General features: G+C 62.7%; 11 protein-coding genes. 5 read left to right on the top strand and 6 right to left on the bottom strand.

The genetic code is table 11. The annotated features are described in order from the left end of the window. Positions 1–67: 67 nt before the first annotated feature. Together OXG98_14420 and OXG98_14425 are read right to left on the bottom strand one after the other, a co-directional pair. Positions 68–1,204, bottom strand: a complete 1,137-nt coding sequence (locus OXG98_14420; protein ID MCY3773196.1) for a Gfo/Idh/MocA family oxidoreductase — start codon at positions 1,202–1,204, stop codon at positions 68–70. A gap of 12 nt (positions 1,205–1,216) precedes the next feature. Further along, positions 1,217–3,490, bottom strand: coding sequence for an MFS transporter (locus tag OXG98_14425; protein ID MCY3773197.1), 2,274 nt, complete (start codon positions 3,488–3,490; stop codon positions 1,217–1,219). A gap of 285 nt (positions 3,491–3,775) precedes the next feature. Here OXG98_14425 and OXG98_14430 point away from each other — a divergent pair, with 285 nt between their 5' ends. Then, complete coding sequence (locus tag OXG98_14430) at positions 3,776–4,096, top strand: hypothetical protein (GenBank protein ID MCY3773198.1); 321 nt, start codon at positions 3,776–3,778, stop codon at positions 4,094–4,096. 203 nt (positions 4,097–4,299) lie between these two features. Further along, entirely contained in the window at positions 4,300–4,794 is a 495-nt protein-coding gene (locus tag OXG98_14435) for a cytochrome c-type biogenesis protein CcmH (GenBank protein ID MCY3773199.1), read from the top strand. Between the two features lie 52 nt (positions 4,795–4,846). Here the strand turns inward: OXG98_14435 and OXG98_14440 are convergent, their stop codons facing one another. Continuing rightward, the gene (locus OXG98_14440; protein ID MCY3773200.1) at positions 4,847–5,779 is read right to left on the bottom strand and encodes a LysR family transcriptional regulator; all 933 of its coding nucleotides are present in this window, start codon (positions 5,777–5,779) and stop codon (positions 4,847–4,849) included. Positions 5,780–6,006: 227 nt separating this feature from the next. Here OXG98_14440 and OXG98_14445 point away from each other — a divergent pair, with 227 nt between their 5' ends. From OXG98_14445 to queF, 3 genes are read left to right on the top strand one after another with little or no spacing between them, the layout of a single operon-like run. Then, positions 6,007–7,161 (top strand): inositol-3-phosphate synthase, encoded by a 1,155-nt coding sequence (locus OXG98_14445; protein MCY3773201.1) that lies wholly within the window; start codon positions 6,007–6,009, stop codon positions 7,159–7,161. Between the two features lie 16 nt (positions 7,162–7,177). Then, entirely contained in the window at positions 7,178–8,374 is a 1,197-nt protein-coding gene (locus OXG98_14450; protein ID MCY3773202.1) for a hypothetical protein, read from the top strand. Between the two features lie 8 nt (positions 8,375–8,382). Then, a complete protein-coding gene (queF, locus tag OXG98_14455; GenBank protein ID MCY3773203.1) occupies positions 8,383–8,781 on the top strand; it encodes a preQ(1) synthase in 399 nt (132 codons plus the stop codon). Positions 8,782–8,849: 68 nt separating this feature from the next. Here the strand turns inward: queF and OXG98_14460 are convergent, their stop codons facing one another. The 3 genes from OXG98_14460 to OXG98_14470 form a co-directional block, all read right to left on the bottom strand. Then, positions 8,850–9,266 carry a BrxA/BrxB family bacilliredoxin gene (locus OXG98_14460; protein ID MCY3773204.1) on the bottom strand — a complete coding sequence of 139 codons (417 nt, stop codon included), beginning with the start codon at positions 9,264–9,266 and terminating at the stop codon, positions 8,850–8,852. Positions 9,267–9,475: 209 nt separating this feature from the next. Next, positions 9,476–10,321: a sugar phosphate isomerase/epimerase gene (locus OXG98_14465; protein MCY3773205.1), complete on the bottom strand. Its 846-nt coding sequence runs from the start codon at positions 10,319–10,321 to the stop codon at positions 9,476–9,478. A 173-nt stretch (positions 10,322–10,494) separates the two neighbouring features. Then, on the bottom strand, positions 10,495–11,763 hold the full coding sequence (locus OXG98_14470) for a Gfo/Idh/MocA family oxidoreductase (GenBank protein ID MCY3773206.1): 1,269 nt from the start codon (positions 11,761–11,763) through the stop codon (positions 10,495–10,497). Positions 11,764–12,022 lie beyond the last annotated feature (259 nt).

Genomic DNA, 12,022 nt, shown 5'->3' on the forward strand with positions numbered 1-12,022 from the left:
GAACAGGCCGGCAGTTTCCATCCGCCGCCGTGGCTACCAACCGTCGTCCAACGTCGCGGGTTCCCGCCTACCAGTCCCTGGAATCCGGAACAGCCAGGGAACTGCCGTTTTCGGCAATGGACTGCTGGCTGACGAGGCCGGGCAGGGTCATGTCCATGGCTTCGTGCAGGCCGATGGACGGCTTGCGCCGGCCTTCCGCGGCTTCGATGAATTCGACCAGTTCGTGGTAGTCGCTCCCGCCGTGCCCGGCGCCTTTCGCGGCCGCTGCCCGCATCCAGTCAGGCAGGAACTCTTCCTCCAGCTCGCGCAAATCCATCCACGTGTTTTCGCCCGCGCACCGGGACTTGAGCCAGATGCGGCAGGGCTGTCCCCGGCCCCGGGCCGACTCGTAGCAGCCGTCGGTCCCCTGGAGCTGGTAGTTGGTCAATGCGTGGGGCCGGTCGGAGGTGAGGTCCATCCGGATCTTGGCCAGGCCGCCGCCCGCCATCTTGCAGAGCATGACGCTGGTGTCCTGGGCGTAAGGCTTGCCTTCCGCGTCGAAGTAGTGGTGGCCGCTGCCGTGGCAGGTGACGTAGGCGACCCGGTCGTCGAACCACTGGAGGATGGGTCCCAGGCTGTGCGTCCCGTAGGTAATGCCGTCGATGCCGGACTGCCAGTGGCGGCGCCAGACCTGTTCGGGCGGCAGTCCCCGGGCCGCGAGGCGGTGCTCGTCGTACCCCTTGAGCTCGTGAAGGTATTCGCCCTCGGCGTAGTAGGGCGTGCCGAAATGTCCCGCCTTCACAAGCATCTTCACCAGCACATTCTCCCGGATGTAGGTGTAGTTTTCGCCCATCATGTATACACGGCCGGAAGCCCTGGCCGCCCGGACGATCCCCCGGCACTCCTCGATCGAAACGGCCGCCGGCACCTCGCTGAACACGTGCAGCCCCCGGGCCAGCGCGGCAATGGCCTGCGGCGCGTGGAGGGGCATGGGCGTGGCGATGATCACGCCGTCCAGATCGGACCGCTCCAGCATCTCGCCGTAATCGGTGTACTGTTCCGAAGCGCCCAGCAGTTCCGCGGTGGCGGGCAATGCGTCGGCGTCGATGTCGCACACGGCGTGGACGCGGACCCGGGGCAGGGCGTCGCAGGCGGCGCGGAAACTCATGCCCCGGCCGCACGCCCCGGCGATGCCCAGGTTGAATTGCTCGTTAGGAGCGTTCATGAATGGCCTCTGTCAGGTCACCAGCGTGGCGATCCGCCGCATGCACACCGCCAGGAAAATCTCTTGTGCGCCAGGCAGATCCCGGTGGGCATCGCTGTCGATGAAGTGGTTCATGGTCATGATGATCAGATAAACCGAAAGGGTGTCGTAGGGACTCTGCTCGACAACGGGATGGGCGTCTCGGATCAGGGCCGACAACATGCGGGCCTGTTCCATCATGGTCTCCAGGTCGTTTCGTTCATAGGCCTGGATGAACAGGGCGAAGAGACTTTCAACACCCCGGCGGGTGTCCTCGGGAACGGCCTTCGAATCGGTAAACCGGGAGACGGTCCGCTTGATCATGCCCTCGAGTTCGCCGTAGCGCTCGTTTTCCTCCATGGAGAGCAGTTTGTAGAAGCGGTCGCCGGCCCCCAGCGTCCGGCAGATGTTGTTGAGCAGCTGGAGCCGCACCGCGGGCGAGGTAATCGAACCCAGGCGGTCGAAGGTCGGCTTGATGATGCGGTAGTCCTCCCGGTGGCTCAGGGCCTCTACGAGCGTCGGAAAGATCAGCGGGTCGACGTTGTTGGAGAAATGCCAGAAGAGCAGTTCCTGCACGTCGTCGCCCTCCATCTGTCCCAGTCCGGAAATGGCGCTGATCCGCACCCTGGGATCTTCGTCTTCCAGGGCCTCCACGAGGGCGTCCACCGCCCGGGCGTGCTTCAGCCTGCCCAGGGCTTCGGCCGCCTCGCTGCGAATATCGGACGAGGGGCTTTCGAGTTCCCTGATGAGGGTGTCCACCGCCACTTCCGACCCGGTCTCCCCCAGCGCCCGCGCGGCCTGCCGGCGCACCTTGGAACTGGCATCGGACAGGGCCTGGACGAGGTGGTCGATGGCCATGGGGTTGCGGGACCGCCCCAGTCTGTATGCCGCCCGCGCGCGCCGGTCTTCGGCCGTGGCCACGTTGAATACGATATAGTTGAAGGTATAGCTCAGCAGGTTGCCGCGGAACATGTTCGACAGGAGCTGCTGGGACGAGATGGAGCGGGCGTCCCGCACCGGCCGGAGCAGGAACAGCGGCACGAAACGCATGATCCCACTCAGGAAGAACAGGAGATTGATGTCCTGGATGAGAAACCCGCCCACGGTGAAGCGGACGTTGGCAAGCGAGGCCACCAGGATGCCTCCCAGGAGCGGCCCGGTGGCGTAGAGCAGGTTGATCGTCGTGGACCACGAGGCCATGTAGGCGACCCGCTCGTCCTGGTTCTCCTTCGGGAGCAGCGCGTACTGCAGGGGCGTGACGGCCAGGTTGATACCGCCCATGATCAGGCCGGAAAGAAGCATGGCGACGGCGACCATGGCATGGTTGCCGGGCTGGCACAGGCCCCAGAGGAAGGCGTTCAGCGCGCCGGGGATGATGAGGATCTGGAGGACCGGCTTGCTGCCGAAACGGTCGATGATCACGCTCCACGCGCGGTACCCGGCAATGGTGGCGAGCGTGCCCAGGGCGCTCAGCAGGGAGATGGCGGTATAGCCGAATCCCAGGCGGTCGAGCATGAACACGCTGAAGAGCGGACCGGAGAGTCCCAGGGCGAACTGCCAGGAAGAGTAGAACATGACCAGCCGGCGGAAGTTCCCGTCGCGAAAGGGCTGCAGCAAGTGGCGCAGGGGATTTCGGGTCTCGGTCTCGGCGGCGCGCAACGGGTAGGGCGTGCGCCTGAGAAACAGGGGTCCGGCGGCGCCGCAGACGGTCCCCACGACGAATACCACCGCGAAAGCCACGAGTTTCTCATCGTCGGGAAACCAGTCCACGAAGCGGCCCGTCATGACGCCCACCGACGCGCCCACGAGACTGTGGACGATGGTCTGCCGGCTCGTGAACCGGGCGCGGATGTTTTCCGGGACGGTGCCGGCGACCCAGCTCGAGTAGAACGGCGTGTAGATGTATCCCGCGGTCAGCCCGGCCACCAGGAAGATGAGCAGCATCCGTTGGTGCAGCGATTCCACGAAGAGGAAGGGGATCGAGATCATGAGTCCCCGGAACAACGCTTCCAGCACGCCGTTCCAGACGACCCAGCGTTTCTTGTTCTCGATGGTCTTGCTGAAGAGGGATGAAATGATCTGCACCGGGGCGAGAATCGAAGCGATCGCGGAATAGAAGGCGATGTCCGAAGCGTCCGCGCCGAGAGACAGCACGAAGCCCGCGAAGACGGCCGTATTCGTGCCGACCATCGAGCCCCAGGCGCCCCAGAGTCCTCTCACGACGATAAAAGATCGAAGCGATCGGTTGACTTCGCCCCGTGACAGCATGTTGGGTTGCTCCGTTGGCCTTTCCTGGATTCTTTTGAGCCTTCAATACCGGTGCAGAGCGCCGAATGTCGCACCGGCCCGGTATCTCCACGCATGGATCCGTTCAGGCCGATGCCGTAGAGTGGCCGGACAGGCAGTTGCGCGGCCCGCGAAATTCGCCACAGAATAGGAGCGCTGTAGCGGTAAGGTCAAGAATATAAAATAAAAAACGAGAATCGTGGCCGACATTTCCACTAATCCAGATATAATCACTATAGTATCGGATCATTTGAAAGGAGCATGGAAGTGGAATCCCTATCGATCTGGATCCAGCCAGCCTTATTGATGACGGCCTTTATCTTCTTCTGGCGTGAGGCCAAGGGGAGCAGGCGGGAAATAAAGGCCGAAATGCTTGAGATAGAATCCAGAATACTCGACCGGATGGACGAGAAATTCAAAGCGGTGGACAGACGGTTCGACGAAGTAGACAGGCGGTTCGATGCCGTTGACCGGCAGTTTGACCGGCTGGAGGAACGTATGTCTTCTGTCGAGATTCAACAGGGCAGACTGGACGAGAGGATGACGGCCACGGAAGGACGGGTGGACGAAATGGACAGCAAGAAATGAAGTAATGAATTTCCATATCGAGGGGCTAAGCACGGATGTCAACGAGTTGAAGCAGGACAGATCTGCTTCCAGGAAAGGGCGGGCTTCCGTTAGCTGATTCCGTAAGCTGATATGGAGAGTTTTATTGACAGTCGAGCCAAATCGCGTATACTTATTGTGATAAACGCATGCGGCCTCAACCCACAGCCAGCCTGACAGGATCCATGCGACGCACCGCACTCTTCTTCATACTTCCGGTACTGGTGTTTCTGGCAACCCCCGACACGGCCGTTGCGCAAGTTGAAGCTGTCGTGGACGAAGGCCGGGAACAGATCGCCGCGTCCGTCGAGGAGTTGTTGATCGCGCCGTGCTGCTGGCGCGCCCCGCTGAGCCAGCACTACTCGGGTACCGCGGAACGGATGAAAGAGGATCTTCGGGAAATGCTCGCCAACGGGCAGACGCAAGAAGAGATCCTCGATCATTACAAGGCCATGTACGGAGAACGCATCCTTTCCTCTCCGCCCAATGCCGGGTTCAACCGTCTGGCCTATCTTTTCACGCCGCTCATGTTCCTCGTCGGCGGCGGGATCATCTTCATCACGCTGCGCCGGTGGCGGACCGGACGGCTGAGCCGCGACGAAGCAATGGGTGCAGCCGATTCATCGGTAGACGCCCGGCACAGAAACCGTATCGACGCGGAACTGAACGCCTACGACTGAACGACAGCCGCTTCCCACCAGCGGTAACACGCCAACGGCATCTCACCGGCAACTAATCCCGTTCCCCTTCTCTTTTCTGTCGTTCCGCCCAGGCCTCACCCTCGCCGTAACTTTCGACGATATCCTCCAGCAGCACCTCCAGCGCGGGGCTGAAGTACCGGCCGCGGCGCCAGGCCACGCCGATATCGCGGCTGAACGCGACGTCCTCGACGTCAATCTCTCTGAGCGTACCGGTCGCGATGGACTCACGGACCGTCAACGAAGGCAGGAAGGAAATCCCCACGCCAGCCTCCACGAGTTTCCGCATGGCCTCCGGACTGCGCATTTCCATGACGACGCGCGGCGACACGCCCACCTCGGTGAATCGTTCGTCCACGATCCGCCGCGACACGGAGTCCTCGTGGAAGAGGATCAGCGGCTGCTCCGCCACCTCCGTCAGCGCGACCTGCGCCCGGCCGGCGAAAGGATGGCCACCGCCGACCACGAGCGGCATGGAGTCGTGGTAGATGGACATGGTCTCGATCCGGGGGTGCGTATAGGGCAGGGTGATCAGGGCGAACTCCGACCGGTTGGCCAGGAGCTCCTCCACCAGGTACTGGGAGGGCGATACGTGCACGGACAGTTCCAGTTCCGGATACCTTTCCACGTAGCGCTTGAGGATGTCGGTAAGCAGGTAGGTCACCGCGGCGTCCGTGGCGCCGAAGGTGAATCCTTCGCCCGGCAGGACGTCCCCGCTTGCCAGGCGGTTCTCCGCCTCCTCGGCGAGATCCTGGATGCGCACGGCGTAGTTGACGAGCGCCCTGCCCTCCATGGTCAGTGAAACGTGCCGGCTCCCCCGGTTGAACAGCTTGACGCCCAGCGTCTCTTCCAGTTCCCGGACTCCATTGCTCACCGTGGGCTGCGTCACGTGCATGTCCCGCGCCGCCTTCGAGAAACTCTCGCGCCGCGCGACAGCCAGGAAATACTGCAGGTAGTACAGATTCATGGCGTTTACTCCGTTCTATCGAAAACGTGCGTGAACTGTAGCTGGACGTTCGTGGTACTGTCGGTAAACTATAGATAACGTCTATAGATAATATAACAATTATTTATTTGAGTTATAATAAAACCGACACTTTCTTAATGCCAGAGACAATCGATCGTTTTATTCATTTTCCAACACTCCGGGTGCGCGTGGCGCGGGTCCGGCGACGGAAGGAAAGCGGGGAAAACATGAGCAGCAAAGTAAGAGTGGCCATCGTCGGCGTGGGTAACTGCGCCTCGTCCCTGGTGCAGGGCGTGGAGTACTACCGCAGCGCCGCGCAGGACGAGTTCATACCCGGCCTGATGCACGCCAACCTGGGCGGCTATCACATCAGCGACGTGGAGTTCTCGGCCGCCTTCGACGTAGGTGCTGACAAGGTGGGCAAGGACCTCAGCGAGGCCATTTTCGCCCATCCGAACAACACGGTGAAGTTCGCCGACGTGCCGAACCTGGGCGTGCCGGTGCAGCGGGGCATGACACACGATGGGCTCGGCAAGTACCTCAGCGAAGTCATCGAGAAGGACGCGGGCGACACCGTCGACGTGGTCGAGGTGCTCAAGGAAACGAAGACGGACGTGGTGGTGAGCTACCTGCCCGTGGGCAGCGAGGAAGCCACGAAGTGGTACGTGGAGCAGATCCTGCAGGCCGGCTGCGGGTTCGTGAACTGCGTTCCGGTCTTCATCGCCAGCACGGGCCACTGGCCGGAGCGGTTCCGCAAGCACGGCCTGCCCATCATCGGCGACGACATCAAGTCCCAGGTGGGCGCCACCATTACCCACCGCGTGCTGACGCGCCTGTTCGCGGATCGCGGCGTCAAGGTCCTGCGCTCTTACCAGCTCAACTTCGGCGGCAACACCGATTTCTACAACATGCTGGAGCGCTCGCGGCTCGAATCGAAGAAGATCAGCAAGACCAACGCGGTAACGTCCCAGCTCAGTTACGACATGGGCGACGACAACATCCACGTGGGTCCCAGCGATCACGTGCCGTGGCTCGAAGACCGCAAGTGGTGCCACATCCGCATGGAAGGCGAGACCTTCGGCGGCGTGCCGCTCAACCTCGAGCTCAAGCTGGAAGTCTGGGATTCGCCCAACTCGGCCGGCGTCGTCATCGACGCGGTGCGGTGCTGCAAGCTGGCCCTGGACAACGGCCTCAGCGGTCCCCAGCTCGGTCCTTCTTCCTACTTCATGAAGTCCCCGCCCGAGCAGTACGCCGACGACGTGTGCCGGCGCCTGGTGGAGGAGTTCATCGAGGAGTACGGCAAGCAGACGGACCGCCCCGCGGAAGTGCCGGCAGAGGCGCCCGCGGAAGTGCCGGTCGAAGAACCTGTTCTCGGCAGTTGACGGAGAACAGGGACCCATGGTCAAGCGCCTTCGCGTCGCCGCCATCTGCACGATCTACTTCCCCGGCGCTCACGCGGACGTCATCGTCTCCAAGTTCCTGAAGGGCTGGTCGGTCGACGAGGGGTACTTCGCCCCCGAAGTGGACGTCGTATCCCTCTACATCGACCATGTCCTCGAGAACGACATCGGCCTGCAGTTGGCCGAGAAGTTCGGCGTGCCCGTCTACCCGAGCATCCGCCGTGCGCTGCACGCGGGCGGCGACAGCCTGGGGGTGGACGCGGTGCTGCTCATCGGCGAGCACGGCGACTACCCGTGGAACGAACGGGGCCGCCACATGTATCCGCGGCGGTACTTCTTCGAACAGATCGCCGGCGTTTTCGCCGAAAGCGGACGCTCCGTACCCGTGTTCAGCGACAAGCATTTGGCCTATGACTACCGGGACGCCTTGTGGATGTGGAACCGGGCGAAGGAGTTGGACATCCCCCTGATGGCCGGCTCCTCCCTGCCGCTGGCCTGGCGGGATCCGTGGATCGAGTACGACCTGGAAACCAACGTCGAGGAGGCGCTCACCGTGGGATTTGGTGGAATCGAATCCTACGGCTATCACACCCTGGAGGCGCTGCAGTGCATGATCGAGCGCCGCCACGGCGGGGAGACGGGCGTGGCTTCGGTGCAATGCCTGGAAGGCGATGAAATGTGGCGGGCCTGCGACGAGGGTCTCTGGTCGCGGGAGCTGATGGAAGCGGCCCTCGACGCCATACCCGGCAAGCCGGATGGTGACGCACGGGAACACGCGACGGAACCGGCGGCCTTCCTGGTGGAACACCGCGACGGGCTGCGGACGACCGTCCTCATGCTCGGCGGCTACATCGAAACCTGGGCCTACGCCGCGCGGGTCGACGGCCGCGTGCACGGGGCCGTCTTCAACCTGGTCCGTGAGGGCAACCACGCCCACTTCGGATATCTCTGCCACAACATACAGCGGTTCTTCCTGTCGGGCGTCGCGCCGTATCCGCCCGACCGGACGCTGCTGGTCACGGGCATCGTCGACGCCGTGATGAACAGCCGATACGAAGACCACAGAAAAATAGAAACCCCGTGGCTCGATGTTGCGTATACTTCCTACGAGGAAATGCCCTACAGGCCGGTCGCCTCCCAGCCGGAGGGCGGCAGCGTAGACCCGGATGCACCGGATATCACAGGAAGAGTCTGAGAGAAAAAATGAACATCGAACCCCGGCAGAAGCAGTTCGACTTCGACGGGCCCGGGGCTATCAGGCCCGAGGTCCTGGAGACCTTCCCCTACGAGTCCCAGGGCGATCCCCTCGACGTGGATATCGATACGGACGAGTTTACGGCGGTCTGCCCCTGGACGGGACTGCCCGATTTCGGTGAGGTAATCGTTTCTTACGTGCCGGACGAGAAGGTCCTGGAGCTGCGGTCCTACAAGTACTACCTGCTCTCGTACCGGAACGTCGGCATGGTGCAGGAGCACGTCACGCGGCGCATCCTCGACGACCTCGTCGCGGCGGTGCAGCCGGTCCGCATGACGGTAAGCACCGACTACCGGATCCGGGGCGGCATCCACACGGTCTGCACGGCGGAGTACGAGAAGGAATAGGCGGCGCTTGAACCAGGCGCCGGGACCGGCCGCGTAGAACCCGCCGGCCATATCAGTCCGCGCCCGGACTAGCCGCAGTGCTCGTTGAAGGCCATCATCAGTCGCTGGGCGACGTCCAGCGCCGTGCGGCCTTCGATGTCATGGCGTTCCAGCATGAACGCCACCTGGCCGTCCTTCATCAACGCGATCTGCGGCGATGACGGAAAATACCCCTTGAAATAGTCCCGCGCCTTGCTCGTGGCTTCCAGGTCCATGCCGGCGAATACCGTGGTGATCCGATCCGGTTTCTTCTTGTTCTGCAGGGCCATGGCGACGCCCGGCCGCGCATTGGCCGCCGCGCAACCGCAAACGGAATTGACCACGACCAGCGCCGTACCCTCGTGCTCCTGCAACAGCGCGTCCACTTCGTCGGCGGTCTTCAACTCTTCCACGCCCAGATCCGTCAGTTCCCGGCGCATGGGTTCAACGAGTACGGGATCGTACATGGTATGATGCCTCCTCGCGGCGTGATTGATCTAATTGATCTAACCGATGATACGCTCGATGATGGATTGTTAAGTTATACTTCAGAATACCTCGAATGCCTTCAAATTACTTTAAAAATTAAACTGTATTTGGACATGCCGGGTTGTCACTGGCTACCTCGCGACACACCTGCATAATCTGCAATAGCCTTCTCCGGGGTTCCGAATCCCTACCTCTTTCGTTCCGCCTCCGACGCCTCGAAGGCCGCGTCAAGGGTTCGATAGGCCAGTCCGGCCGCGTCGCGGGGATCGTAATCCTCCCGCTGCTGCACCATCATGCTCACTTCCACGGTGATGTAGTCGTCGTATCCGGCCGCCTTCATGGCATCCAGGTATTCCACGTAGTCGAAATCGCCCTCGCCGGGAATCAGGAATTCGAAGTCCGGCGCCGTGCCCCGCTGGTCCTTCACGTGGGTATGCACGGTGTGAGGCGCCAGGGCGGCCACGCTTTCCGCGGTGGGCACGCCGGCCACGTCGAAGTGGCTGATGTCGTAGTTGAGCTTCAGGTACTCGGAATCGATCTGTTCGAGCAGCCAGAGAGTCCGTTCCACGTCGCACAGACAGCAGCCGATGTGGGGCTCCATGGCGATGACCACGCCGTGGCGGGCGCCGAAATCCACGAGATCGCCCACCTCGTTCAGCAGCCGGTCCCGCACGTCGGTCCAATCCTCCGGCCGGCCGCCGGGCGTGGTGTCCAGGCAGGGCACGAGACCGCCCATGGTCAGGTCCGCGCAGAGTTCCACGGTATCCTTGAGCCGTTTCATGTTGTCGGCGTGCTGCCGCACGTCCGGATCGAGGAGGCTGGTGTGCCCGGCGATGGCGGGCATCTCCACTTCGTGCCGCGCGAAGAGTTCGCGGATCCGGCGGCGTTCCTCGCCGTCAAGCGTGCCCAGTTCTGTCGTATAGCCCGGGATGACGGTAATCTCGATGCCGTCGTAACCCAGGGACGCCAGGTGGGGCACCGCCTCGTCCATCTCGACTTTGGGCATGCCCCAGGTGGAATAACCGAGTTTCATGAATCTCCGCCCCGGTGGCCACTACGCTGTCCGGTATTGGTGTGTCTCGACCGCGTCTCGGCCTTGTTGTGTCTCGACCGTGTCTCGGCTCAATCTCAACTTCGCCGCAGCCTTGTCTCAACTCCGCCTCAGATGCCGCCGCCTCAGATGCCGCCGCCTCAGATGCCGCCGCCTCAGATGCCCAGGCTGTCGTTGATTTCCCGCTGGTAGTCGCCTAATTCGTCCGCCATCATTTCGTCCATGGTGACGGCCCTGCCCGCCTGTCCCGATTCCATGATGCCGTAGGACACGGCGACCGACCGCATGCCCATGTACCCGTCTACCTCGGGCTGGCGCCCTTCGTCGATGGCCTCCGCGAAATCGGCGTACTCGATGGCGATGATCTTGCGGTCCGTCTCCGGGAAGGGGAAACTGTACTTCCACAGGCGGTCGCCTCCGAACAGCGCCGCGGTCGCCTCGTCCAGGGCAAAGTCGGGCACGAGATCCAGGAGGGCGTCTCCCTCGATGGTCTTTCCTTCCAGGGCAACGGAGAACGGCTGACCGGACCGGTCCCCGGGCAGTTCCATCGCTCCCGCCGAACCATAGATGCCCCGGTGCCAGAACCCCCTGCCGAAGGTCGCGTGCTCTTCCAGGTACTGGCAGACCGCGCCGCTCTGGAAGGTCAGCGTGGCATAGGCCGCGTCCTCGGCGGTCACGTCGAATTCCGCCGGCATCTCCGCCTGCCAGTGCTCGTAGACGCCGGCCGGCGAGTTGCGGGAGGCCGTCGCGGGATCTTTTCCCGCCATGTCGTTGTAGCGGATCTTCTCATGGAGCCGCGTCTGGGCGTAGATGTCCGACACCGGCCCCATGAAGTACTCCAGGATATCTGCGAAATGAACGCCCACGTCGAGGAGCAGGCCGCTGACGTTCTTCAGGTGCCGCCACACGGTGATCATCATCTTGTTGCTGCCCCCGGCCGTGTTGTGGACCATGTAGCGTGGCGTTCCGATCACGCCGGCGTCCAACAGGGCCTTGGCGAGCCGGTTTACCGGGTCCCGGCGGTAGTTCTCGGCCACCGACAGGATGCGCCCGGCGCCGTCCGCGGCTTCACGCATCAGGCGGCAGGCGCGCACGGTAAGTCCCATGGGCTTCTCCGTCATCACGTCCCAGCCCCTGGAAACCGCTTCGGCGCAGATAGTGTGATGGAATCGCGGGTCCGTGCAGATATCGACGGCCTGCAGGTCGCCGGCGTCCACCTCGTCGAGGCTCGCGACCACCGCGGGACGGATGCCGAAATGGTCTTCAACGTGTCCGGCGAGGGATTCGGCATTCTCCTTGCGGGGGTCGCAGGCCACCACCGGCTCGAACCGGCAAAGCCCCGCGCGGTGCAGCTCCGCCAGGCCGTAAAGGTGCCGGTGCCCCATGCCGCCGCAGCCGACCAGTCCCAGTCTGATTTTAGACATGGTTACTCCCGAATGTCTTGGATTCTATCGCTAAAAACCCGTAAGTCATCGCCTAGATACGGGCGTATCAGAACGACTTATAATAGGGGGCGGGCCTTTGCGTGTCAAGGCTCCGGAGAAGACGGGACCGGCCCTTGCGGTCGTATTCCCTGCTTGTCTCCAGGAGGGGAATGCGTTATATTGGCACCCTTCCTAGCAACGCGACGCTTCGTGGCGCATGTTTCACGCTTCCCGGACGCCGGGAGTTGATATAGTCGTT

It is taken from the genome of Gemmatimonadota bacterium, assembly GCA_026706345.1.
In the GTDB taxonomy this organism is placed as follows: Bacteria; JAAXHH01; JAAXHH01; order JAAXHH01; family JAAXHH01; genus JAAXHH01.